23 protein-coding genes and 5 tRNA genes are annotated in these 22,771 nt (G+C 71.3%); 9 read left to right on the top strand and 19 right to left on the bottom strand.

Translation table 11 applies throughout. The features are described 5' to 3' along the window. Window positions 1-207 precede the first annotated feature (207 nt). Complete coding sequence (locus tag ACQHII_RS38680) at window positions 208-723, top strand: DsbA family protein (protein WP_427923616.1); 516 nt, start codon at window positions 208-210, stop codon at window positions 721-723. Window positions 724-738: 15 nt separating this feature from the next. Here the strand turns inward: ACQHII_RS38680 and ACQHII_RS38675 are convergent, their stop codons facing one another. The 3 genes from ACQHII_RS38675 to ACQHII_RS38665 are packed head-to-tail and all read right to left on the bottom strand — an operon-like array spanning window position 739 to window position 3,478. After that, window positions 739-1,563, bottom strand: coding sequence for a GNAT family N-acetyltransferase (locus ACQHII_RS38675; protein WP_427923615.1), 825 nt, complete (start codon window positions 1,561-1,563; stop codon window positions 739-741). Window positions 1,564-1,616: 53 nt separating this feature from the next. Continuing rightward, window positions 1,617-2,438 (bottom strand): aminotransferase class IV, encoded by an 822-nt coding sequence (locus ACQHII_RS38670; protein WP_427923614.1) that lies wholly within the window; start codon window positions 2,436-2,438, stop codon window positions 1,617-1,619. After that, window positions 2,435-3,478 carry a chorismate-binding protein gene (locus ACQHII_RS38665; RefSeq protein ID WP_427923613.1) on the bottom strand — a complete coding sequence of 348 codons (1,044 nt, stop codon included), beginning with the start codon at window positions 3,476-3,478 and terminating at the stop codon, window positions 2,435-2,437. The genes ACQHII_RS38670 and ACQHII_RS38665 overlap by 4 nt, the downstream gene beginning before the upstream one ends. A gap of 179 nt (window positions 3,479-3,657) precedes the next feature. Here ACQHII_RS38665 and ACQHII_RS38660 point away from each other — a divergent pair. The 5 genes from ACQHII_RS38660 to ACQHII_RS38640 all read left to right on the top strand — a co-directional run bounded on the left by ACQHII_RS38660 (window position 3,658) and on the right by ACQHII_RS38640 (window position 4,128). Further along, a tRNA-Gly gene (locus ACQHII_RS38660) sits at window positions 3,658-3,730 on the top strand. 39 nt (window positions 3,731-3,769) lie between these two features. Further along, window positions 3,770-3,843, top strand: a tRNA-Cys gene (locus ACQHII_RS38655). Between the two features lies 1 nt (window position 3,844). Continuing rightward, window positions 3,845-3,916: transfer RNA gene (locus tag ACQHII_RS38650), tRNA-Val, on the top strand. A gap of 34 nt (window positions 3,917-3,950) precedes the next feature. Beyond that, a tRNA-Val gene (locus ACQHII_RS38645) sits at window positions 3,951-4,022 on the top strand. A gap of 34 nt (window positions 4,023-4,056) precedes the next feature. Next, window positions 4,057-4,128, top strand: a tRNA-Val gene (locus ACQHII_RS38640). A 53-nt stretch (window positions 4,129-4,181) separates the two neighbouring features. On the opposite strand, the gene ACQHII_RS38635 is transcribed toward ACQHII_RS38640, so the two are convergent. The 4 genes from ACQHII_RS38635 to ACQHII_RS38620 form a co-directional block, all read right to left on the bottom strand. After that, window positions 4,182-4,481, bottom strand: coding sequence for a zf-TFIIB domain-containing protein (locus tag ACQHII_RS38635; RefSeq protein ID WP_043684060.1), 300 nt, complete (start codon window positions 4,479-4,481; stop codon window positions 4,182-4,184). Between the two features lie 80 nt (window positions 4,482-4,561). Beyond that, window positions 4,562-5,503 (bottom strand): phosphotransferase family protein, encoded by a 942-nt coding sequence (locus ACQHII_RS38630; RefSeq protein WP_427923612.1) that lies wholly within the window; start codon window positions 5,501-5,503, stop codon window positions 4,562-4,564. Window positions 5,504-5,754: 251 nt separating this feature from the next. Continuing rightward, a complete protein-coding gene (locus tag ACQHII_RS38625; protein WP_026178166.1) occupies window positions 5,755-5,964 on the bottom strand; it encodes a hypothetical protein in 210 nt (69 codons plus the stop codon). Window positions 5,965-6,176: 212 nt separating this feature from the next. Beyond that, the gene (locus ACQHII_RS38620) at window positions 6,177-6,452 is read right to left on the bottom strand and encodes a hypothetical protein (RefSeq protein WP_019066326.1); all 276 of its coding nucleotides are present in this window, start codon (window positions 6,450-6,452) and stop codon (window positions 6,177-6,179) included. 197 nt (window positions 6,453-6,649) lie between these two features. Here ACQHII_RS38620 and ACQHII_RS38615 point away from each other — a divergent pair, with 197 nt between their 5' ends. After that, window positions 6,650-8,026, top strand: coding sequence for a protein kinase domain-containing protein (locus ACQHII_RS38615; RefSeq protein WP_427923611.1), 1,377 nt, complete (start codon window positions 6,650-6,652; stop codon window positions 8,024-8,026). 177 nt (window positions 8,027-8,203) lie between these two features. On the opposite strand, the gene ACQHII_RS38610 is transcribed toward ACQHII_RS38615, so the two are convergent. The 10 genes from ACQHII_RS38610 to ACQHII_RS38565 all read right to left on the bottom strand — a co-directional run bounded on the left by ACQHII_RS38610 (window position 8,204) and on the right by ACQHII_RS38565 (window position 20,861). Next, complete coding sequence (locus ACQHII_RS38610) at window positions 8,204-8,599, bottom strand: NUDIX domain-containing protein (RefSeq protein WP_427923610.1); 396 nt, start codon at window positions 8,597-8,599, stop codon at window positions 8,204-8,206. 10 nt (window positions 8,600-8,609) lie between these two features. Further along, window positions 8,610-9,428, bottom strand: a complete 819-nt coding sequence (locus ACQHII_RS38605) for a TrmH family RNA methyltransferase (protein ID WP_019059837.1) — start codon at window positions 9,426-9,428, stop codon at window positions 8,610-8,612. A gap of 64 nt (window positions 9,429-9,492) precedes the next feature. Then, a complete protein-coding gene (gene cobA / locus ACQHII_RS38600) occupies window positions 9,493-10,725 on the bottom strand; it encodes a uroporphyrinogen-III C-methyltransferase (protein ID WP_427923609.1) in 1,233 nt (410 codons plus the stop codon). A gap of 142 nt (window positions 10,726-10,867) precedes the next feature. Further along, window positions 10,868-14,728 (bottom strand): nicotinate-nucleotide--dimethylbenzimidazole phosphoribosyltransferase, encoded by a 3,861-nt coding sequence (gene cobT, locus ACQHII_RS38595; RefSeq protein WP_427923608.1) that lies wholly within the window; start codon window positions 14,726-14,728, stop codon window positions 10,868-10,870. A 384-nt stretch (window positions 14,729-15,112) separates the two neighbouring features. Then, window positions 15,113-16,336 (bottom strand): precorrin-6y C5,15-methyltransferase (decarboxylating) subunit CbiE, encoded by a 1,224-nt coding sequence (gene cbiE, locus ACQHII_RS38590; protein ID WP_427923607.1) that lies wholly within the window; start codon window positions 16,334-16,336, stop codon window positions 15,113-15,115. 115 nt (window positions 16,337-16,451) lie between these two features. Continuing rightward, window positions 16,452-17,090, bottom strand: a complete 639-nt coding sequence (locus ACQHII_RS38585; RefSeq protein ID WP_427923606.1) for a GNAT family N-acetyltransferase — start codon at window positions 17,088-17,090, stop codon at window positions 16,452-16,454. Between the two features lie 144 nt (window positions 17,091-17,234). Continuing rightward, a complete protein-coding gene (locus tag ACQHII_RS38580; RefSeq protein WP_427923605.1) occupies window positions 17,235-18,068 on the bottom strand; it encodes a MetQ/NlpA family ABC transporter substrate-binding protein in 834 nt (277 codons plus the stop codon). A 78-nt stretch (window positions 18,069-18,146) separates the two neighbouring features. Beyond that, window positions 18,147-18,851, bottom strand: coding sequence for a methionine ABC transporter permease (locus tag ACQHII_RS38575; protein ID WP_019066316.1), 705 nt, complete (start codon window positions 18,849-18,851; stop codon window positions 18,147-18,149). Then, a complete protein-coding gene (locus ACQHII_RS38570; protein WP_427923604.1) occupies window positions 18,848-19,882 on the bottom strand; it encodes a methionine ABC transporter ATP-binding protein in 1,035 nt (344 codons plus the stop codon). Before ACQHII_RS38570 ends, ACQHII_RS38575 begins: the two co-directional genes overlap by 4 nt. A gap of 328 nt (window positions 19,883-20,210) precedes the next feature. Further along, complete coding sequence (locus tag ACQHII_RS38565; RefSeq protein WP_427923603.1) at window positions 20,211-20,861, bottom strand: HAD family hydrolase; 651 nt, start codon at window positions 20,859-20,861, stop codon at window positions 20,211-20,213. Window positions 20,862-20,912: 51 nt separating this feature from the next. On the opposite strand from ACQHII_RS38565, the gene ACQHII_RS38560 reads away from it, so the two are divergent. Beyond that, the gene (locus ACQHII_RS38560) at window positions 20,913-21,272 is read left to right on the top strand and encodes a hypothetical protein (RefSeq protein ID WP_019066313.1); all 360 of its coding nucleotides are present in this window, start codon (window positions 20,913-20,915) and stop codon (window positions 21,270-21,272) included. 1 nt (window position 21,273) lies between these two features. Further along, on the top strand, window positions 21,274-21,708 hold the full coding sequence (locus tag ACQHII_RS38555; protein WP_427923602.1) for a hypothetical protein: 435 nt from the start codon (window positions 21,274-21,276) through the stop codon (window positions 21,706-21,708). Window positions 21,709-21,711: 3 nt separating this feature from the next. Here ACQHII_RS38555 and ACQHII_RS38550 read toward each other — a convergent pair whose 3' ends face one another. Both ACQHII_RS38550 and ACQHII_RS38545 read right to left on the bottom strand, forming a co-directional pair. Then, window positions 21,712-22,209 carry a GNAT family N-acetyltransferase gene (locus tag ACQHII_RS38550; protein ID WP_019066311.1) on the bottom strand — a complete coding sequence of 166 codons (498 nt, stop codon included), beginning with the start codon at window positions 22,207-22,209 and terminating at the stop codon, window positions 21,712-21,714. Between the two features lie 45 nt (window positions 22,210-22,254). Continuing rightward, the gene (locus ACQHII_RS38545) at window positions 22,255-22,761 is read right to left on the bottom strand and encodes a sigma-70 family RNA polymerase sigma factor (protein ID WP_427923601.1); all 507 of its coding nucleotides are present in this window, start codon (window positions 22,759-22,761) and stop codon (window positions 22,255-22,257) included. Window positions 22,762-22,771 lie beyond the last annotated feature (10 nt).

The raw sequence follows: 22,771 nt of genomic DNA, 5'->3' as shown, positions 1-22,771 counted from the left end.
TCCACTCGGACACGTCGGTCCGGCAGGTCGCACTTCGTCCCTTCCATCCTGCACCGTCCGGTCCCCGGGATGCCATGCCCCGGTAGGACATCAGGGACATCTCCGGGTCGCATCCTCCCCAGGTGCCGGTCGGCGTCGTACGCCCGCGCCCCTCGGCCCCCGTGATCCCGGTTGGGAGGGTGGATCCGGGGCTGGGAGACTGGTCCCATGAGTGACCTCCCCTCCGCGCGCACCCCCGTCCTCGACGTCTGGTGCGAGCTCCAGTGCACGGACTGCCGCACCGCCCTGGAGGATCTGCGCGCCCTACGGGCCCGCTACGGCGACCGGCTGGAACTGCGGCTGCGGCACTTCCCCATGGAGAAGCACAAGCACTCCTTCGCCGCCGCCCAGGCCGCCGAAGAGGCCGTGGAGCAGGGGCTGGGCTGGGACTACGTCGAGGCCGTGCTCGCCCGGGTCGAGGAGCTGGACCGTAGGGGCGAACCCCTCCTGGTCGAGGTGGCCGACGAACTCGGCCTGGACGCCGAGGAGTTCGACACCGCCCTGATCGACGGCCGGCACATCCTGATCGTCGACGCCGACCAGGCCGAGGGCAAGGCCATCGGCGTGACCGGCACCCCGACGTATGTCATCGACGGCGAACGCCTCGACGGCGGCAAGAGCCAGGAGGGGCTGCGCGCCCGCATCGAGGGGATCGCCGACCGGCTGCTCGCCGGGGGCGAGTAGGCCGCGGCGAGGGGCTCAGAGCAGGCTCTTGTACAGGTGGTAGGCGACCGTCTCGTAGCCGAGTGACTCGTAGAGCCGCTCGGCCGGGGTGTTGCCCTGGAAGACGTTCAGGCGGATGACCGGCAGACCGGCCTCGATGCCCTGTGCCTCGGCCAGGAGCATCAGGGTGCGGCCGTGGCCCTTGCCCCGGTGGCGGGCGTCGGACTCGACCTTGTAGACGAAGATCTTGCCGTCACGGAGGCCGGTCCAGAGTGTGCCCACCACCGTGCCCTCGTGCTCCAGGACGCTGAGGCGCATGTCCGCGGTGGCCAGTCCGTCGGGCAGCAGTTCGGCGTTGCTCTGCAGAGCCCGGGTCCGGGCCTCCGCCTCCGGTATCCCGCGGTCGGCCCAGCTCCGGACGAAGCTCTCCGTGTGCTGCTGCTTCCAGGGGCCGTATTCCTCCTCGGCCATGGGCCGGGCCCTGCTTCCGGCGGGCAGTTCGGGCGCGGTGTCGCCGAGCGGCTTGTCCATGTGGCGGTTGCGCACGACGTAACCGAGGGCCGTCGCCACCTTCAGCGCCGCCTCCGCGTCGGCCGGCACGGAGACCTCCATCCGGTCGCAGCCCCAGCCCCGCGCCACCTCCTCGGCCGCGAGCGCGGCCACCGTGCCCCGGCCGCGCCGGCGGTCCGGCTCCGCGATGCGCAGGTCCAGGATCCGGGCCGCCGAATCGCCGTAGAGCGGACTCGTGGCGAGGTGTATGGCGCCGACGGGACGGCTGTTCACACACACCTGGTAACGGCGTGAACGCGTCCCGTCGGCCTCGTGCTGAAGCGGCTCGGTCGGCCGCAGGGTCGTGGTCATCACCTGTGTTCTACCCGACCCGGAGCGCCAGGTCAGCCCAGTGGATCGGGCATTTATGGATCAAGGTCGTCGGCCGACCGCTCGTCGAAGACGCGCATCGCCTTGGCGGTCACCGGCCCTGCCACGCCCGGGAGTTGACGGTCGTCGAGCAGGTGGACGGCCTGTACGTCCCGGAGTGAGGAGGTCAGGAAGACCTCGTCGGCGCGCTCCAGAACGTCGAGCGGCAGGTCGGTCTCCTTGGCGCCGGTCCATTCGACGGTCAGGGCGCGGGTGATGCCGGCGAGGCAGCCGGAGGTGACCGGCGGGGTGTGGAGCTCGCCGTCCAGGACGACGAAGACGTTCGACCCGGTGCCTTCGCAGAGTTGGCCGACCGTGTTGGCGAACAGGGCCTCGGAGGCGCCGTGTCGGTGGGCGAGGGCGAGGGCGACGACGTTCTCGGCGTAGGACGTGGTCTTGAGGCCGGCGAGGGCGCCGCGTTCGTTGCGGGTCCAGGGGACGGTGACGACGGCCGTGGAGTCGGGGCGGCGCGTCGCCTCGCCGAGGGCGACGACAAGGGTCGGGCCGTGCTCGCCGCGGTCCGATCCGAGGGGGCCGTGGCCGCCCGTGTACGTGATGCGGAGCCTGCCGAACGGCATCGGGTTGGCGGCGAGGACGGCGGCGCAGCCGCGGCGGACCTCGTCCAGGTCGGGGTCGGGGAGGCCGAGGCCGCGTGCGGAGCGGGTCAGCCGGTCGAGATGGCGGGTCAGCGCGAACGTCTTCCCGTCCGTCGCCTTCACCGTCTCGAAAATGCCGTCGCCCACGGTCAGTCCGTGGTCGAAGACGGAGACACGGGCGGACTCGATGTCCTGGAGCCCGCCGTCGAGCCAGATCTTCATGAAAGAGCCCCTCCGCTCACGTCGTACGCGCCCGACGCTACCGCGAGCAGCCGTGACGCCTTCAGCTCGGTCTCCCGCCACTCCCCCTCGGGGTCCGAGCCCCAGGTGATCCCGGCGCCGGTGCCGAAGCGGAGCATGCCGTCGGCGCGATCGATCCAGAAGGTGCGGATGCCTACGGCCAGTTCGCCGGTGCCCCGGTCGGCATCGACCCAGCCGATGCCCCCGCAGTACGGTCCCCGGGGCGCGGTCTCCAGCGCGTCGATGATGCGCAGGGCGCTGGACTTGGGGGCGCCGGTGACACTCCCGGGCGGGAAGGCGGCGGCGAGCAGCGCCGGCCAGCCCGCGTCCGTGGGCAGCTCGCCCCGGACCGTCGACACGAGATGGACGAGACCGGGGTGCTTCTCGACGACACACAGGTCCGGCACGGTCACGGTCCCCGTGGCGCAGACCCGCCCGAGGTCGTTGCGGACCAGGTCCACGATCATCACGTTCTCGGCGTAGTCCTTCTGGAGCAGATCCGCCTCCGTCCGCCCGGTGCCCTTGATCGGGCCGGACTCGACGACCCACCCGGTGCGACGCAGGAAGAGTTCGGGCGACGCGGTGGATATCTCGACCCCGCGACCGGGCAGCCGGATCGTTCCTGCGTACGGCGCCGGGTTGCCGCGTGCGAGCAGCGCGGTGAGGGCGTCCACGTCGGCGTCGGGGCCGATCGGCGCGGACAGGACCCTGCACAGGTTGGCCTGGTAGACCTCGCCGGCCGCGATGTGCTCCCGGATGCGGCGGACGCCGGCCGTGTAGGCGGCGCGGTCGAGGGAGCTGGTCCAGGCGTCGGTCGCGGGGCCGTGCCAGGCGCCGGGCACGGGTGCCGGGACCGGTTCGGGTCGTACGTCGCCGAAGCGCGCGCAGGTCAGACGGCCCTCGAAGTCGGCCGCGACCGCCCAGAAGCCGGTGGAGTCCAGGGCTTCGGGATCGCTGGTGACATCGAGGAGGCCGGTGGCGACACGGCCGCCGAAGCGGGCGAGAGGAGCGAGGTCGAGCACGCCGTCGAGTCTATGGCGGGTGTCTCACAGGTTGCCCGGCCATGTCACCGCGGGTGCCCTGGCCATGTGTTCCTGTAGTCGCAGGCCAGCACGCTGCACAAACGCGTTTTTGTGCTGGCCGGGGAATCCGCTAGAGTTCAACTCGTCGCCGCGACGCACAAGCCGAGCGGAAACGACAAGCGGACGTAGCTCAGTTGGTAGAGCGCAACCTTGCCAAGGTTGAGGTCGCCAGTTCGAACCTGGTCGTCCGCTCGCAGGAAGTGGGGGATCTTCCCGAACCCCTACGCTCCTGGTGGAGTGGCCGAGAGGCGAGGCAACGGCCTGCAAAGCCGTCTACACGGGTTCAAATCCCGTCTCCACCTCCAAGGACGATTAGCTCAGCGGGAGAGCGCTTCCCTGACACGGAAGAGGTCACTGGTTCAATCCCAGTATCGTCCACTGGTCCGCAAGGACTTGGTCCGCGAGGATCCCCGCGCGATTAGCTCAGCGGGAGAGCGCTTCCCTGACACGGAAGAGGTCACTGGTTCAATCCCAGTATCGCGCACGCACCGCCCATGATCCCCGGATCGTGGTCCTGAGGACGATTAGCTCAGCGGGAGAGCGCTTCCCTGACACGGAAGAGGTCACTGGTTCAATCCCAGTATCGTCCACACTCCGGAACCCCCGGCCGTCTCGTACGGCCGGGGGTTCTTCCGTGTGCCGGTCAGCTGGAGAACAGCATGTGACCGAAGCTCTTGTGGCGGTGGTGGCTGCCGTGACCGCCGTAGTGGCCACCGCCGTGACCGCCGCCGTGCGGGGCGCCCCAGGCGGGCGCGGGCGGGGCGGGGTAGGCCTGCGGGCCCGGGGGCGGCGGGGCGGGCTGCTGCCACTGCGACTCCACGCGGGTCAGCGCCTCCAGCTCGCCGTAGTCGAGGAAGATCCCCCGGCAGTTGCTGCACTGTTCGATCTGGACACCGTTGCGGTTGTACGTGTGCATCGGCGCATGGCACTTCGGACACTGCATGCTCGGCTCAACTCCTCGGCCGTTGGTACGTCTTCGTGTTTCCCCAGGACAGACTCCGTCCGACCCCGGTCGGTTGCACCCTACTTCGCGAATCCGGGCGCCAACTCGGGCGGGACGGAACCCATTCGGACACAGGCGTCCACGACCGCCTCCTCCACCTCGTCGAGTGGACGGCCCGCCGTGACCGCCTTGACGATGGCGAGGGCTGCCGTCTGCACGGTGAGGGCGCGGGCCGGGACGTCCAGGGCGGGCCACGGGTCGCCGTCGGCGGGAACCGCCGGGCCGCCGGCCGCGCGGTACGCGGCCAGGAAGCGGGTCCACTCGTCGGGCGGGAGCAGGCCGCAGGCGTACCAGGCCGCCGGGCGGGCCAAGTCCCATCCGGGGACTCCTACGCCGAGGTCGTCGACGTCGATCAGGAGCCAGGGGCCGTTGGGGGACGGGTACCGGACGAGCTGGCCGAGGTGGAGGTCGCCGTGGCAGAGGGTGGTCGTGTCGGGCTGGGGTGCCTCCGCGCGGGCCCACGCCGGGAGCAGGCACCACGCGTGCAGGACGGAGGCGACGGCGGGGTGTCCGCCGACCGCCTCGCGGAGCCGGGTGATCGCTCGAACCGCCTTGAGGGGGCCGCGCATCGGTGGGAGCCGGGTCGGGGCGGGGGTGCGGTGGAGGCGGGCGAGGAGGGTGGCGGCGGCTTCCCAGGGAGCCGCGTCCGGATCATCCGGGTCCACCGGGGTGCCGTAGGGCCAGAACGTCACCTGGCGGTCGTGCAGGGTGACGGGGGTGGGGTCCAGTGGGGGCAGGAGGATGCCGGGGAGGTGGGCTGCCGTTTTGAGGCGGGCGGTGAGGTCGGTGGGGTTTGTGTGCGGGGCGTGGGCCTTGGCGACGGTGGCTGCGTGGCGGACGACTGTGCCGTCGGGGCGGTCGGTAAGAGTCGCTGTGGCTCCGCAGGGGCAGGCGGGGGCTTGGGTGTGCGCTGCCTTTATGGCTCGGGCTGTCAGGTCGGGCAGCAGTTGGTGGGTGGTCACCGGGTCCCCCTGAGTCGTACGGCTTTCGATGGGAGCGTACGGCTGGGTGTGTGGGTTCGCTGCGGGCCGGTGGGGGCTGGGCGCGCAGTTCCCCGCGCCCCTATGGGGCGCTCCAGCGCGGGGGCAAAGCAAAGCCGGCGCAGCTCCCCAGCTGCGCCGGCTTTTTTGCCGTCCGCCGCACCCCCGTCCCCACGGGGTTTCATGGGTTGATGTCCCCGCCCGGACCGCTCTTCCGGGCCTGGGGTCGCCGCTCAGCGCCCCAGCATCACTCCCACGGACGACGCCTGTGTGGCCACGGTCTCCCAGCCGTCGAAGACGACCAGGAGCAGGACCGCCAGGGGAAGTGCCATCAAGGTCGCCACCAGCGGGTGGCGACGGCCCGTGCGGCGGGTGCGGAACGCCGCGTTGTACGCCTTGCGTCCCTCTTCGCGGATCAATGCCCGCGGTGCCGTGTGGGCCATGGTCCCTCTCCTGACCGTGCTCCGTTGACCGAACTCAGTTGTCGTTGGCAGCGGCGGGTGTCTGACCTCGGGGGACGAGTGCTGCACCCGCCGCTTGACCTCAAATCTAGGCGTGCGGCGGGTGCGGGTCGTCATGCCCTCGTACCGATTGGCGGGCCTCCCGGAGGATGAGCAATGACCTGCGAACTACTCCCCTGGGTGGAGACGAGGTCCTAGGTCTCGGGGTCTTCCCGGAGGGGGCGCCCGGTGTGCCCCGCTTTCTCTGAGCTGTCCTCACGCGGGACCGGCTGCTCGACCAGGGCGAGGACCCTGGTCGCCATGAAGCGGGCGGTGCGGACGACGGAGCCGTTGCGGGTGACTTCGCTCACTTCCACGACACCTCGTCGTACCGCCGTCTCCACCCTGCGGCCTGCCCTGCTCGCCACCACCTCGTATGTACGTGTGGTGTCGCCGGCGTCCACCACTATCTCGACGCGATCACCCTTCACGCGCTCAATCCCCCTTCTGTGATGGTTGGTTGGGGTTGAGGACAGTACGAAGTCCTGCTGTTCGCACGGTCTCTGACCACCCTTCAAAGTTTCCCACCCGGCACTGACAATCCGTCGGTCCGAGAGGGCGCGGCCTTTGCGCGCGGGCGGCTGTGGAAACGTAAGCTGTCGCTCGTCACACGGACCGGGCAGCGGGGATGAACATGGCGATGATGCGCCTGAGGCGCGAGGACCCGCGCGTCGTCGGCTCGTTCAGGCTTCACAGACGGCTCGGCGCGGGCGGAATGGGCGTCGTCTATCTGGGTTCCGACCGCAAGGGCCAGCGGGTCGCGCTGAAGGTCATCCGGCCGGATCTGGCGGAGGACCAGGAGTTCCGTTCGCGGTTCGCGCGGGAGGTGTCGGCCGCGCGGCGGATTCGGGGTGGGTGTACCGCCCGGCTGGTCGCGGCGGATCTTGAGGCCGATCGGCCTTGGTTCGCCACGCAGTACGTTCCCGGGCCCTCTCTGCACGACAAGGTCGCCGACGAGGGGGCGCTCGGCGCGGCCGAGGTCGCCGCGATCGGGGCCGCCCTGTCCGAGGGGCTCGTCGCTGTGCATGAGGCCGGGGTCGTCCACCGGGATCTCAAGCCGTCCAACATTCTGCTGTCCCCCAAGGGTCCGCGGATCATCGACTTCGGCATCGCCTGGGCCACCGGGGCGTCGACGCTCACGCACGTCGGTACGGCGGTGGGGTCGCCGGGGTTCCTCGCGCCCGAGCAGGTGCGGGGGGCCGCGGTCACGCCCGCCACGGACGTGTTCTCGCTCGGGGCCACGCTCGCGTATGCCTCCACCTCCGACTCGCCCTTCGGGCACGGCAGTTCCGAGGTGATGCTGTACCGCGTGGTGCACGAGGAGGCGCAGCTGCACGGTGTGCCGGACGCGCTTGCCCCGCTGGTGCGGGCGTGCCTGGCGAAGGACCCCGAGGAGCGGCCCAGCACTCTTCAACTGTCCTTGCGGCTCAAGGAGATCGCCGCCCGCGAGGCGCAGGGGCTGTCGGACGTACGGCCGCCCGCGCCGCGTGGTGGCGAAGCCGACCGGCCCACCGGGCGGCTCACCGAGAGCTATCCCGAGCAGCAGCGGACGCAGGGCGGGCGGCGGCCGCAGGGGTCGCAGGGTCCGCAGGGCACTCCGGCGCCGCGCGGTGCGGCTCCGCCGTCGCGGGGTGGGGGCAGTGCGTCGCGTGGGGGCGGGGGCGTGCCCTCGCGGCCGGGCTCGGTGCGGCCGACTCCGGCCGGGCGCAACACCACGCGTTCCGGCAACGGCAACGGCAGTGGCAGCCGGCCCGCTCCGCGTAGTGGCACCGGGCGGCCGGGGCCGCGGACGACGGGTACGGGGCGGCGGCCCGCCAACCCGCGGCTGTTGCGGCAGCGGTTGTTCGTGTTCGTCGTGGTGACGTTGCTGGTCGCGCTTGGTATCGCGGTGGCTCAGGGGTGTTCGGGGCCGGCGCATGGGCTTGGGCGTACGGGGGGCGATGTGCAGCGGGTCGTGGGGGCGGATGGGCGGTTCGGGGCTGCGGGCGGTTTCGCCGGGTCGTGAGCGGTGGGGTGTCGTGGGGTTGTTTCGCCCCCGCCGCCCCTGCCCTTCCCGTCACCAGGGGCTGCCGCCCCTTCGGCCCCGCCTGGGGGCTGCGCCCCCAGACCCCCATCGGCCCTGAAGGGGCCTCGTCCTCAAACGCCGGACGGGCTGAATGGGGGCGCCGGATGGGGTGAGTGCTTACAGGCTCGGCAGCACCCGCTCGAAGAACTCCCGGTCCGCGTCGAAGAGTGGCGCCATCGTCAGGAACTCCGCCGGGGTGACCCAGCGGACCTCCGAGACCTCGCCCGGGTCGGGGACGATCGTGCCGTTGCCTGTTTCTGTGGCGGTCCACCAGTGGAGGCGGAAGACACCGTCGTCGGTGTCGGACTGCCAGACCTTGGCCAAAGGGGAGACCGTGAGGCCGACCTCCTCGTGGACCTCTCTGACCAGGGCTTCTTCCTGGGTCTCGCCCGGTTCCAGTTTGCCGCTGAGCGGGGCCCAGTAGCCGGAGCGGGCGGAGTCGGGGCCGCGGCGGATGACCAGGACGCGGTCCGCGCGCCGTAGGACTGCGACGATCGCCTCGCGCTGGGCCAAGCCGTGCTCCCTAGAGTTCGGGGCGGCCGGTGGCCACCGCGTAGAAGGCTACGGCAGCGGCGGCGCCGACGTTGAGGGAGTCGACGCCGTGGGCCATGGGGATGCGGACCCATTCGTCGGCCGCCACCAGGGCCTGGGTGGAGAGGCCGTCGCCCTCCGCTCCCAGCATCAGGGCCACCCTGTCCATGCGGTGCGGGGCCGCCTCGTCGAGGCTCTTCGCCTTCTCGTCGGGGGTGAGCGCGAGGAGCGTGAAGCCTGCCTCGCGGACCGACTCCAGGCCCTTGGGCCAGCTGTCGAGGCGGGCGTAGGGAACCGAGAAGACCGCGCCCATCGAGACCTTCACGCTGCGGCGGTAGAGGGGGTCCGCGCAGTCGGGGGACAGCAGGACCGCGTCCATGCCCAGTGCCGCCGCCGAGCGGAAGATCGCGCCGATGTTGGTGTGGTCGTTGACCGACTCCATCACCACCACCCTGCGGGTGGTCTGGAGGAGTTCGTCGGCTGTGGGGAGGGGTTTGCGTTGCATGGAGGCCAACGCGCCTCTGTGTACGTGGTAGCCCGTGACGCGTTCGGCCAGCTCCGGGCTCACCGCGTAGACGGGGGCCGGGAGTTCGTCGATGACGTCCCGCATGACGTCGACCCACTTCGCGGACAGCAGCATCGAGCGCATCTCGTAGCCCGCGTCCTTGGCCCGTCTGATGACCTTCTCGCCCTCGGCGATGAACAGGCCCTCGGCCGGTTCGCGCTTGCGGCGCAGCTCTACGTCGGTCAGGCCCGTGTAATCACGCAGGCGCGGGTCGTCGGGATCCTCAACGGTGATGAGATCGGCCACAGGGTGATACTGCCTTGTCCTGGGTGTCGTGCCAACGGCTGGGAACGGGTTGTGTTACCCGGGGTTACGCGAGCGCCTCGGGGCCCACGGTGACGACGGCGCCGATGACGATCACCGCGGGCGGCTTCACGTCCTGTGCGCGTGCTGTCTCGCCGACCGTCGCGAGGGTCGCGTCCACCCGGCGCTGGGCGGCCGTGGTGCCCTCCTGGACCAGGGCGACCGGGGTGTCGGCCGGTTTGCCGTGCGCGATCAGGGTCTCGGCGATCTTCCCGATCTTGTCGACGCCCATGAGGACCACCAGCGTGCCGGTGAGCTTCGCGAGGGACGGCCAGTCGACCAGGGAGCGTTCGTCGTCAGGGGCGACATGGCCGCTGACCACCGTGAACTCGTGTGCGACTCCGCGATGGGTGACCGGGATACCGGCCGCGCCCGGTACCGAGATCGAGCTGGAGATGCCGGGCACGACCGTGCACGGGATGCCGGCCTCGGCGAGCGCCTGGACCTCCTCCATGCCACGGCCGTAGACGTAGGGGTCGCCACCCTTCAGCCGTACGACCGACTTGCCCTGCTTGGCGTGTTCGATCAGCGCGTTGTTGATGGCCTCCTGGGCCATGTAGCGGCCGTACGGGATCTTCGCCGCGTCGATCACCTCGACGTGCGGGGGGAGTTCGGCGAGGAGGTCGCGGGGGCCGAGGCGGTCGGCGATGACGACGTCGGCCTCGGCGAGGAGGCGCCGGCCGCGGACCGTGATGAGGTCCGGGTCGCCGGGGCCGCCGCCGACGAGGGCGACGCCGGGGGTGCGGGTGCGGTGGTGGGGGGCGACAAGCGTGCCGTCGCGCAGGCCTGCCACCACCGCGTCGCGGATCGCGGCGGTGTGGCGGGGGTCCCGGCCGCGCGCGTCCGTGGTGAGTACGGCGACGGTGACGCCCTCGCTGTGGCCGGTCGCCGGGGTCCAGGCGGTCGCCTGGTCGGCGTCGTCCGCGCGGACGCACCAGACGCGGTTCGCCTCCGCCTCGGCGGAGGCGGCGGTGTTGGCCTCGGGGGAGGTGGTGGCGATGAGGGCGTACCAGGCGTTCGCGAGGTCGCCTTCCGCGTACGGGCGGCGCTCCCAGGTGATCTCGCCCGCGTCCGCCATCGCCTCGACGGACGGGGTCGCCTCGGGGGATACGAGCGTGATGTCCGCGCCCGCCGCGATCAGCGCCGGCAGGCGGCGCTGGGCGACCTGGCCGCCGCCGAGGACTACGACCCTGCGGCCGGTGAGGCGGAGGCCTACGGGGTAGGCGGGGTTTTCGGCCATGAGGGTGCGGCTCCTCTTGTACGGCGGGTTGCCCGGCGTGCTGTACGGCGTGCGGTGGCCCTGACGTGCAGATTTTACGGGCAGGGGGCTGTGGCGGCTCAGCCGGTCCACTGGCTGAGCCGCCACAGCCCCGTGCGGGCGCCTACTTCTCGGTCACACCTGCCGAATCGAACGTCGCCACCTCGTGCATCGCCCGCGCCGTGCTCTGCACCAGCGGCAGGGCCAGCAGCGCGCCCGTGCCCTCGCCGAGGCGGAGGTCGAGGTCGACCAGGGGGCGCAGCCCGAGCTTGTTGAGGGCGGCGACGTGACCCGGTTCGGCGCTGCGGTGGCCCGCGATGCAGGCCGCGAGGACCTCGGGGGCGATGGCACGGGCCACGAGGGCCGCGGCGCCGGCGCTGACGCCGTCCAGGATCACCGGCGTACGCAGGGAGGCGCCGCCGAGCAGCAGGCCGACCATGGCCGCGTGCTCGAAGCCGCCGATCGCGGCGAGGACACCGATGGGGTCGGCGGGGTCCGGCTGGTGGAGTTCGATCGCGCGGCGCACGACCTCCGTCTTGCGGGCCAGGGTCTCGTCGTTGATGCCGGTGCCCCGGCCGGTGACGTCGGCGGGGTCGGTGTCCGTGAACACCGAGATCAGGGCGGCGGACGCGGTGGTGTTCGCGATGCCCATCTCCCCTGTGAGCAAAGCCCTGTTGCCGGCCGCCACCAGGTCGCGGGCCGTCTCGATGCCCACTTCGATGGCCTGCTTGGCCTCCTCGCGGGACATCGCGGGACCGGTCGTCATGTCGGACGTTCCGGCCCGGACCTTGCGGGGCAACAGGCCGGGGGTGGCGGGCAGTTCGGATGCCACGCCCACATCCACCACGCACACCTCGGCGCCCACCTGGCTCGCGAAGGCGTTGCAAACGGCGCCGCCGCCAAGGAAGTTGGCGACCATCTGGGCCGTGACCTCCTGCGGCCAGGGGGTGACGCCCTGCGCGTGCACACCGTGGTCGCCCGCGAAGATCGCGACGGCCGCGGGCTCCGGGATCGGCGGCGGGCACTGCCGCGAAAGACCGGACAACTGCGCGGAGATGATCTCCAGCATGCCGAGCGAGCCCGGCGGCTTCGTCATCCGCTTCTGCCGCTCCCACGCCTCGCCGAGCGCCTTCGCGTCCAGCGGACGGATCCCGGCGACGGTCTCCGCGAGCAGGTCGTGCGGGTCCTCGCCGGGCAGGGCGCGGCGGCCGTACGTCTCCTCGTGCACGACCCACGACAGCGGGCGGCGCTTGGACCAGCCGGCCTGCATCAGCTCGGGCTCGTCCGGGAACTCGTCGACGTAGCCGACGCAGAGGTACGCGATGACCTCCAGGTGCTCCGGCAGACCGAGCGCGCGGACCATCTCGCGCTCGTCGAAGAAGCTGACCCAGCCGACCCCCAGGCCCTCGGCGCGCGCCGCGAGCCAGAGGTTCTCGACGGCGAGGGCGGCGGAGTACGGCGCCATCTGCGGCTGCGTGTGGCGGCCGAGGGTGTGCCGGCCGCCACGGGTCGGGTCGGCGGTGACGACGATGTTCACCGGGGTGTCGAGGATCGCCTCGATCTTCAGTTCCTTGAACTGCTTCGCCCGGCCCTTGGGCAGCGACTTGGCGTACGCCTCGCGCTGGCTCTGGGCCAGTTCGTGCATGTTGCGGCGGGTGTCGGCGGAACGGATGACCACGAAGTCCCACGGCTGGGAGTGCCCGACGGACGGCGCCGTGTGCGCCGCCTCCAGCACACGCAGCAGCACGTCGTGCGGGATCGGGTCGCCGCGGAAGCCGTTGCGGATGTCACGGCGCTCGCGCATCACCTTCAGCACGGCCTCGCGCTCGGCGTCGTCGTAGGCGGGTGCGGCGGGGCCGGTGGACTCTCGTACTTCTTCCACTGCGGCCGTGCTCTCTTCTTCCTGATCGGCGGCCCGGGTGTCCAGGTCGTCCGCGTGCTGTACGAGTTCGGGTTCACCGTCGGCATCGGTCTCTCGGGGGCCGGGGACGGTGGCGAAGGCTTCCGCGCCGCCCGACGGGTCCTCCGTGGGGAGGGTGAGGGGGTGCGGCGGGGTCGGTGCGAGGTGCGGGGTGGTGGGCACGGAGCCCTCCACCGGCACGAAGCGGCCGAGCGAGTCGTCGGGGTTCGGGCCCGCCGGGACGGCCTGCGGCACCTCGGCGAACTCGACGAACTCGGCTTCGGGGGTGGCGGGTTGAGCGAGGGACGCGTCTTCGGGACCGACCGGGGGTGTCTGCGGGGCGGCGGCGAGGGGCTCCGGGGTTGGGGGCTGCTCGGTGGAGAGCGGGCCGTGGGGGGCGGCGGCTTCCGCTCCGTGGTCCTCGGCCGTGGTCGGCTGCGGCACGAGTGCGGGCTCCGCCTCGGCCACGAACTGCTCGTCCGGTACGGCGGCGGGCTGGAGAACCGAGGCTTCCGGGGTCGCGCCGAGGAAGGCGGGTGAGTCTTCGGCGACTGGAGTGGGAACGGCCTCCGCGACGGGCGTGACCGCAGTGTCGGGGTGTGCCTCGTCCAGGACCGGCGCTGGGACCGGGACCGGGACCGCCTCGGCCAGGGGAGCCGAGTCGTCGGCCGTGGGTGCGGGGTGCTCGGTGTCCGGGGCGGGGGCCAGGGGCTCGGCGTCGGGGGTGAGCGGGGTCTCGACTGCCGTAGGAACAGGGGCAGTTGGCCCGGCGTCTTGGACCTGGACCTCGCCGACCTCGTCGACCTCGTCGACGGGAGCGGCCTCCGGGACCTGAACGGGTTCGAACCCCTGGTCCCCCTCCGCGTGGCTCGGCTCCGCAGCGGCCACGGCTTCCGGGGCCGGGGGGACGACGAACGCGCCCTCGGGGGTCTGCGCGGCTTCGGAAACGGGGTTGCCGTCCGGCACGGGCATGGCGTCCGGGTTCCCCCCGCCGCCGTGAGCCACCTCGGCCTCAACACCCTGATCGTTCGCTGCGACGAACCCGGTTTCTACGGCCTCTCCGGCCGCCCCCGGCACCGACCCGGCGCTCAACACCTCAGCGCCCTCCGGCAGTTGGCCCACCTCAGGCAGACCGACAGGCTCAGAGCTCTCCGTGCTCGCGTGGACCGAAGAAGCGGAGGAGGCCGAGGACTCCACTGCGGAGGCCGTAGCCACCGCCGTCTCCACCGCGTACAGCTGACCGTGCCCCTGCCAGGCCTCGCCCGCGTCGGGGGCCTGTGCCGGGCCCGGGCCCGGCTCGGGAGCCTGGGTGAGCGCGGTGTCCACGGCCGTGGCGACCGTCCCGTTCACCGCTTCGGTGGCGAGCCGCGCCATCGCGGCCTGGGCCGGGTCGGCGGGCTCCGGGGCCGGTTCGGCCACCGGTGCCGGAGCAACCGTTTCGGCGGTTCGCACCCCTGCGGCGACCGAGGAGTGGGCGCCCCAGGGGGCCGCGCCCTGCGGGGGCAGGTCGCGGAGCTGGGGTGCGTCGAGGTACTCGGGACTGATCGCCTGCGGCCCTGACTGCCGTACCGGCGCGCCGGCGGGGCCGCGGTCGGCGAGGGAGCGGACCGGGCTCGCGGAGGTGTCGGGGAGCGGCGGGCCGAGGTGCAGCGGGCGGCGCGGGGTGACCGGCGCGGGCGGCTGTTCGGCGAGCCGGACGGCGCCGAGGTCGACGGAGCCGCTGTCGCGGCCCGCCGTCTCGTGCGGACCGGGCTCGTGCAGGGGCGAGTCGTGCCGGGCCGAGTCGTGCGGACCCTGCCCGTGCGGAGCCGTCTCGTGCGCACCCGGCTCGTACGCCGCGGGTTCGTACGCGGCGGGCTCGAGCGGAGCGGGCTCCTGGACGGTCTCGACGACCGGCTCGGGGACGGGGGGCGGGACCTCGTTGCCCCAGGCGCCCTGGGCGCCCGGGAGCAGCAACAGGTCCTCGTCCTCTGCGGTGGTCTCGGAGAGGTAGGTGTACGCGCCGTGTGCGGGAACGCTCGGCTGTTCCACCATGCCTGCGTTCTCCGGCAACCCCTCGGCCGGGACCTGGCCGGTGTCGGTCATGCGTACCCCTCGCCCATCGGTTAGTGCTTCTACGACCCGCTCACCGGGAACGGCGCACCGACCGCCCCGCAGTGGAGAACGAGCGTGCGTGTCCAGCGGCACGAACGACCCGACGCCAAAAAGCGACAAAGCCATTTAGACGACAAAGCCATTCACTGGCATTGTCGCGGCCGTTGCGCCGTCACGGCAGCTTGATCCGCGACGGCCCGCTGTGGACTGCGCCACGTTGCGCGTCCTCCGGTTCCGCTGTACCACACACACCCCAAAACGGGCGGGTTTTCCGGACATTGGCGAACGAAGCGCCGGTCCACCCTGTGCGGTACAACGGTCCGCCAGCCTACCGCGCGCAGTACGACAACAGGATCACGGGGACGGTTCGCGGGGTCACGAAACGCGCTCCGGAAGGAGGCCGCTGAGCAGGAACGCGACGCTCCGTTCCGTCTCCGTCCAGGCCCTGGTGTCGAGTTCGACGGACTGGAGGAGGGCGCACTCCACGTGGTAGCCGTGCTCCGTGAGGTCACGGCCGACGAGTTCGGCCTCGTCGCGGGTGGACGCGTGCGCCACGATGCGCTGCGGGCGCCGGTCGGCGACCGCGGAGACGACGGCCACTCCCCCGCCGCCGACGCGTACCACGTCGGGTTCGGGGAGGTTCTCCAGGATGTGCGGGGCGTCGCCCTTCACGATCTGGAGGTGCACGCCGAAGCTGCGGGCCGCGGAGTCGGTGCGGGCGCAGGCCTGGGCGTCGCGGTCGACGGCGATGACGGCGGCTCCGGCGCGGGCCGCCTCGATGGCGAAGGCGCCGCTGCCGCAGCCGATGTCCCACACGAGGTCTCCGACGCGCGGGCCGAGGCGGGCGAGTTGGGCGGCCCGGAGCAGTTCCGTCTCGCCCTCGCCGAGCTCACCGACGTAGGCCTCGGCGGGGAGGGTCCAGCCGCGGGAGACGGCGGCCGGGTCGCGGCCGGCGATCCAGCCCTCGCCCGGGCCGGTCGTGACGGCGCGGCCGACCGGACCGCCGAGGACGATGACGACGTTGGGGTCGCGCCAGGTGCGGTCGGCGGCCTTGTCGGAGGTGAGGACGGTGACCTGTTCGTGCTCGGTGCCCAGTTCCTCGCAGATGACGAAGGTGCGGTGGACGCCCTCCAGCAGCAGGCCGAGTTCGGCGGGGCCGGCGCCCGGTGAGGTGAGGACGGCGACCTTCGTGTGGGCCCGGCACACATTCACCGCGCGTCGCAGGGTGCGTCTGTGTGCGACGACCACTTGTGCGTCGTCCCACGGCATCCCGGCGCGGGCGAAGGCCGCGGCCACTGAGGAGACGGCCGGGACGACCTCCACCTCCAGGCCGAACTCGGGTGCGCGCAGGGTCCGTACGACTCCGAAGAAGCCCGGGTCCCCGTCGGCGAACACCACCGCGGTGCCGCGGACGCCGGCGATACGGCGGGCGGCGAGGGCCACGCTGCCGAGGCGGATGCGTTCGGCGCGCGCCGGTACTTCGGGGAGCTCCAGATGGTGGGGCGCGCCGGCCACCAGGGTGGCGGCGCTCAGGGCGGAGCGTGCCGCAGCTGTCAGCGGAGAGCCGTCCCAGCCGATCACCGTGACGCGGTCGGCCATCGTCGTCAGTCTCCAGGGGTACATCGCAGGTCGTCGGGGGAAGCGGCCCGTACGCGGGCACCGTGAGGGTACCTGGTGCGGCTGGGCGGTGCTCCCGTGGTCGTACCCGCCGGAATCAGTTCCAGTCGGCGAGTGACGTGAAACCGTCGATGTCGGCGAGCTGCTCCGCCGTGCCCTCCAGGTCCTCCGGGAGGAGGCTCCAGACGATGAAGTCGGTGCGGACGTCGATCCAGGTGCCGTCGTCGGCGTGGACGTGCGCTATGCAGGCGCCCCGCAGGACGCCCTCGCTGATGCAGCCGATCTTCTGGGCCACCTGCTGGGAGGCGGTGTTGTCGGCGGCGGTGCGCAGTTCGATGCGCTCCAGCTTCTGGTCCCCGAACAGCCATTGGGCGGTGGCGAGGGCGGCTTCGGAGGCGTAGCCCTCGCCGCGGGCCCAGGGCGCGATGATGTACGACAGCTCGGTGGACCGGACATGCCAGTCGGTCTTGGTCAACTGGACGATGCCGACGAGCCGTTGGGTGAGGAACTCGGTGACGGCGAGGTCGAGGCCGCGGCCCGAAGTCCGTTCGGCGGGCGCGTAGTTGGTGATCCACTCGCGGGCGCCGGCGACGGTGAACGGCTGGGGCACGTCGGTCCAGGCCGCGACCTGATCGTCGTTCATCATCTCGGCCAGGGCCTGCACATCGTCCTCGTCGAGGGGCCGCAGCACCAACCGCTCCGTGCTGATGGAGATGTTGGGGAAGGTGCTAGTCATGCGCCACTCCGTAACCTTTGGAAAATGTTCAGGGCAACCTGAACTGCCCAGCATGCAGCATGAAAGCGGGGAACCGCACCACGGGGTCCACACATGGTGAGTGAGTGGACCCCGTGAGTCGCGGCGAGTTGTCTACAAGACGCCTCAGAAGGACGGGATGACCGAACCGGCGTACTTGTCCTCGATGAACTTCTTCACCTCGGGCGAGGTCAGCAGCTTCGCGAGCTTCTTGACGCGCGGGTCCTTCTCGTTGCCCTTCTTCACGGCGAGGAAGTTGCCGTAGGGGTTGTTCGTCGCGGACTCCAGGACAATGGCGTCCTTGGCGGGCTTCAGGCCGGAGGAGATGGCGTAGTTGCCGTTGATGACGGCCGCGTCGACGTCGTCCAGGGAGCGCGGGGTCTGGGCCGCCTCCAGCTCCTTGAACTTGAGCTTCTTGGGGTTGTCGGTGATGTCCGCGGGGGTCGCCTCGTTGCCGACACCGGCCTTGAGGGTGATCAGCTTGTTCGCCGCGAGCAGCTTGAGGGCGCGGGCCTCGTTGACGCTGTCGTTCGGAACCGCGATCGTCGCGCCGCTCTTCAGGGCGTCGGCGCTCTTCACCTTGTGGGAGTAGAGGCCGAGCGGCTCCAGGTGGACCGTGACGACGGGCACGATGTGGGTGCCGTTCTTCTTGTTGAAGTCGTCGAGGTACGGCTGGTTCTGGAAGTAGTTGGCGCCCACCGAGCCGTCCTCGGTCGCCGTGTTCGGCGTGACGTAGTCGGTGAACTCCTTGACCTCCAGGTCGAGTCCGGCCTTCTTCGCCAGGTGGTCCTTGACGTAGTCGAGGATCTCGGCGTGCGGGGTGGGGCTCGCGGCGACGACCAGCGGTCCGCTGTAGTCGGAGGCCGAGGAGGAGCCCTTGTCCGAGCCGCAGGCGGAGAGCGCGAAGGTGAGCGCTCCGGCGGCGAGGACGGCGGTGGTGAGCTTTGCGGTGTTACGCACGAAAAGTGCCTTTCCTGAAGGGTGTCGCGTACTACGACCCCGCGGTGGGTGGTGCGGGGAGTCTGTGGAGGGGTGGGCCTACGCGGCTTTCAGCAGCCGGAGCCTCGGCGCGGGTCCCGAGCGTCCGCCGCGCCGGTGCACGGAGCGGGCCGCGTAGTCGCCGGCGAACTGGATGAGGGAGATGACGACCGCGAGGATCGCCACGGTGATCCACATCAGCTGGGTCTCGAAGCGCTGGTAGCCGTAGCGGATGGCGATGTCGCCGAGGCCGCCCGCGCCGACCGTGCCGGCCATCGCGGAGTAGCCGATGAGCGCGACGATCGTGGTGGTGGTGCTGGAGATCAGCGAGGGCAGGGACTCCGGTACGAGGACCTTGCGCACGATCGTCCAGGTGTTGCCGCCCATCGACTGCACGGCCTCGACGAGCCCGCCGTCCACTTCGCGGACAGCCGTCTCAACGAGGCGCGCGAAGAAGGGGATCGCACCGATCGCGAGCGGCACGATCGCGGCCTCGCGGCCGATGGTCGTGCCCGTGATGGTCCGGGTGAAGTTCATCAGCGCGACCATGAGGATGATGAACGGCAGCGAGCGGGCCACGTTCACGATCTGCCCTATGACCTTGTTGGCGGCCACGTTCTGGAGCAGTCCGCCGCGGTCGGTCAGGACCAGCAGGATGCCGAGCGGGAGTCCGCCGACGACGGCGATGACCGTGGACCAGCCGACCATGTAGAGCGTGTCCCAACACGCCTGGGACAGCAGGGGCTGCATCTCGGACCAGCTCACTTGGCACCTTCCTTCAGCAGTACGGGCTCCTGGCCCAACACGTCGATCTGGAGGCCCTGTTCGCGCAGGAAGCCGATCGGCACGACGTTGTCCTCGTAGCGGCCGGGCAGTTCGATGCGCATGCGGCCGACCTGGAGTCCGCTGACGGTGTCGATGGCGGCGCCGAGGATCGAGATGTCGATGTTGTAGGTGCGCGAGAGCTGGGAGATCACGGGCTGGGTGGCGGCCTCGCCGTGGAAGGTGACGTCGACGACGGTCCGTTCCGCGCCGCCCGCCTCGCCGCTGACCGGGAAGAGCGCGGAGGCCAGCTCGGAGCCGGGAGTGGCGAGCAGTTCGCTCACCGTCCCGGCCTCGACGATGCGCCCGTGCTGCATCAGCGCGGCCGAGTCGCAGACCGACTTGACGACGTCCATCTCGTGGGTGATGAGCAGGACGGTCAGGCCCAGTTGCCGGTTCAGGTCGCGCAGCAGCTGGAGGATCGAGCGGGTGGTCTCCGGGTCGAGGGCGCTGGTGGCCTCGTCGGAGAGCAGCACCTTGGGGTCGCCGGCCAGCGCGCGGGCGATGCCGACGCGCTGCTTCTGACCGCCGGAGAGCTGGGCCGGGTAGGCCTTCGCCTTGTCGCCGAGCCCGACGAGGTCGAGGAGTTCGAGGGCCTTGGCGGACCGTTCCTTCCCCGACTTGCCGAGGATTTCGAGCGGCAGCTCGACGTTGTCCTGCACGGTCCGCGAGGAGAGCAGGTTGAAGTGCTGGAAGACCATGCCGATACGGCTGCGCGCCTGCCGGAGTTCCCGTCCGGCACGCGGTCCGCGCCCGGCGAGGGCGGTGAGGTCCTGCCCGTCGACGGTGACCGTGCCGGCGGTGGGCCTCTCCAGCAGGTTGACGCAGCGGATGAGCGAGGACTTGCCGGCGCCGGACTGGCCGATGACGCCGTACACCTCGCCTTCGCGGACGTGGAGGTCGACGCCGTCGAGGGCGGTGACCTCACGGCCGCGCGAGCGGTAGACCTTGGTCAGGCCCGATGTGGTGATCACTGGGGTTCCATGACTGTCGAGTACGAGGGCGTGGGTGTGCCCTGGTACGAGGGGGGAAATGTGCGTGGGGCGGCGGAGTCGCACGGCGTTCAGCGCATGGACGTGCCACGGCGGCTCGCTTCGGGGCGCGAGGCTGGGGCGGGTGGCCCGGGGGTGGTGCGGGGGCCCTCTAGAAGGCGCACATTCGACACATACAGCGAGCACCGGGCGTCAGGGTCGCCTCGGTCGCAAGGGTGCGGCTGCTCGTCGTGGTCATGGAATCAGTAAAGCAGACGTACGGTCCTGACAAAGTGCCGCTGTCCGTATGCCGGACAGCGGCGGACGCCTGTCAGCCGCGCGCGGAGACCTCCACTCCCCCGTCGCTGACCAGCGCGGACAACGCTGACAGGTCACTCACAACAAGGTCGGCGTCCAGCTCGTGGGCCTGGTGGGTTGTGGCCAATGCCACGGTGATCATTCCGGCCGCGCGGCCCGCCCGGAGTCCCGCCGGGGCGTCCTCGAAGACGACACAGCGGGCCGGGTCGACACCGAGCTGACGGGCGGCGAGGAGGTAGGGCTCGGGGTCGGGCTTGCCGCGCGTGACGTCCTCGGCGACCACGAGGGTCTTGGGGAGGATGCCGGCGTGCGCGAGCCGGGCCTCGGCGAGCCGGCGGGTGGCGGAGGTGACGACGGCCCAGCGGTCGGCGGGCAGCGAGTCGAGGAAGTCTCGCGTGCCGGGCAGCAGCACGGCACCCCCGTTGGCCACGTCCTCGACCTCCAGCGCCTCGATCCGTGCGACCGCCGCGGGGACGACGTCGGCGGGCAGGAGGTCGGCGGCTATCTCCACGGCGGTCCGCCCGTGCAGTTCGACCCGGGCGAAGTCCTCCGCGGTGATCTCGAACTCCGCCGCCCAGCGCGTCCAGCACCTGCGCACGGATTCGAGGGAGGAGACGAGCGTGCCGTCGTTGTCGAACAGGAGGGCCTCAGCATGGATCTTCATGTTCCCGACCCTACGGTCACCGGGTCTTTTGGCCCGTAATAGGGTCGCCGCATGCTTGATGCCCTGACGCTGGCGATCGGTGTCGCCGCGCTGCTGCTCGCCGCCTGGACCGGGTGGGCGGCCTACCGCGACCAGTCGACGAAGGACTGGCACTTCATCGGAATGGCCGTGGTCACCCTGCTGGCCACGGTCCAACTGGTGGTCGGCATCGTGCAGTTGGCGCGCGGCGAGAAGGCGGAGCAGGGCACGGCGATCTTCGTGGCGTACCTCCTGGGCGCGTTCGCGGCGGTCCCCGCGGCGGGCTTCATGTCCCTGGCGGAGCGCACCCGCTGGGGCACGGCGACGGTCGCGGCCGGCGCCGTGGTCCTGGCCGTGCTCGAAGTCCGGCTCTACGACATCTGGGGAAGCTGAGATGACCACCGTGGAAGACAACACCGCGGAAGAGAAGCCCAAGCGGCTCATCAGCGGGCCCGGCATGCTGCTCGTCTGGTTCTACGGCGTGATGGTCGTCGGCGCGGTCTCGCGCTCCGTCTACCAGATCGCCACCGAGTTCGACCGGGCCCCGCTCGCCTACTCCCTGTCGGCCGTCGCGGGTGTGGTGTACGGCTTCATCACGTACTCCCTGATCCGCGGTGGCGAGAAGGCCCGCAGGGCGGCACAGGCGTGCTGCGCCGCCGAACTCGCGGGTGTCCTGATCGTCGGCACGCTGACCGTGATCGACAGCTCGGCGTTCCCGGACGCGACGGTCTGGTCGTACTACGGCGCGGGGTACGTCTTCATCCCCGTGCTGCTGCCGCTCTCGGCGCTCTACTGGCTCCGGAAGAACCGGGACGCCGTCAATCAGTAGCGGTCACGCAGTAGCGACGTAGGCCTCGACCGGCTTCTCCAGGACGATCATCGGTACGCCGTCGTCGCCCTGGGAGGTGCCTACGGTCTCGTAGCCGACGCGGCGGTACAGGCGGAGGTTGCCCTCGCTGCGGTGGCCGGTGTGGAGGCGGAACTTCTTGGCGCCGCGCTCCTCGGCGAGGGCCGACTCGGCCGCGCGGAGGAGGCGGGCGCCGATGCCGTGACCCTGGAGGCGCGGGTGGACGCAGAGTTTGCCGATGGCGGCGGCGCCGTCCTCCGTCACCGTGCCGCGGACCGAGCCGACCACCTCCTCGCCCAGCCGGGCCACGAACACGCAGTCGGAGCCGAGCTCGGCCCGGACCGAGTCGAGGCTCTGGACCAGCGGGTCGATGCGGTAGTTGCCGTACAGCGCCGCCTCGCTCTGGAAGCACAGGTACTGCAGCCTGAAGATCTGCTCCGCGTCCTGCTCGGTCGCCACCGAGATGGTCACACTCATGCCCATGTGCGCACGCCTCCCGCTCACCTGATCGCCATGTGGTTCTCACTCCTATCCCCGCGCTTCGCGGGCCGCAACCTCCGGCGTCAGCAATCGGCGAAGACATCCCAGACATCTGGAACGTTCCGGGCCGAGACTGCCCTGTGAGATACCCAACTCCCCCGCGATCTCGCGGTAGGTGAGGTCCTTGGGCGACAGCAGCGCCTCCATCAGACGCGGGCAGCGACCCGGCAGTCGGCGCACCGCGTCGTGCAGCGCGCGGTGCCGCGCCGCCGTGAGCGCGGACTGCTCGGGGCCGCGCTCGGTGTCCTCGACGGGATCATCGCCGTACGACTGCTCGATGCGGGCCGTGCGGCGGGTGCGGCGGGACTCCGAGCGGACCGCGCGGCGGAGCCAGCGCTGGGGGTCGACCGGTGGGCCGGAGGCGTCGAGGCGCTCCAGGAGGCGGAGCCAGACGGCCTGTTCGAGGTCGGCCGGTTCGGTTCCGGAGGCATATGCCTCGGCGGAGGCCTCGGCGGCGAGCAGTGGGCGCAGGGTGGCGACGAGTTGGTGTGTCATATGCGGCACG

It is taken from the genome of Streptomyces sp. cg40 (assembly GCF_050320165.1).
GTDB lineage: Bacteria > Actinomycetota > Actinomycetes > Streptomycetales > Streptomycetaceae > Streptomyces > Streptomyces hokutonensis.
Note: the sequence above shows the minus strand (reverse complement) of the source record. Positions and strands in the feature narration are given on the sequence as shown.